This window comes from Streptomyces sp. SID13726 (genome assembly GCF_010548375.1).
GTDB lineage: Bacteria > Actinomycetota > Actinomycetes > Streptomycetales > Streptomycetaceae > Streptomyces.
Genome location: NZ_JAAGLY010000456.1, coordinates 1 through 440 on the forward strand (window position 1 = coordinate 1; position 440 = coordinate 440).

Here is a 440-nt window from a genome sequence, read left to right on the forward strand (position 1 = left end):
GCGGGCGTAAAGGTCGTCGTGCGAGGCCCACTTGAACAGCTCGCCGCGGGACTCGGCGAGCACATGGTTGTGGTTCGGCGTGGCGCCGATGTTCCGCGGCAGCCGGAGGTACCGGATGCGCGAGTCCTGCTCGGTGTACTTGCGGCAGATGTCCTGAGTCCCGTCGGTCGAGGCGTTGTCGCAGATGACCAGCTCGAAGTCCTCGTAGGTCTGGCCGAGCAGGGCGTCGAGCGACTCGGCCAGGTACTCCTCGCCATTGTAGACGGGCAGGCCGATGCTCAGCCTGGGTTGGGCGGTCATGAGGTCCTCACTTCGGGGAGGGGGTGGTTGTGCTCGCGCAGGGCGGACCGCAGTTGCAGCCACCACACGGCCGAGCCGCTGACGGTCGCGGCGGCGACGCCCCAGGCCGAGCCGACCGTGCCGGCCACAGCCGCCCCGCC

General features: G+C 69.8%; 1 protein-coding gene. It reads right to left on the reverse strand.

Annotated features, from left to right (window positions below; translation table 11 throughout):
- Positions 1-300: glycosyltransferase family 2 protein (locus tag G3I78_RS48565; protein ID WP_164437034.1), on the reverse strand; the 300-nt coding region annotated here is incomplete at its 3' end.
- Between the last annotated feature and the right edge of the window lie 140 nt (positions 301-440).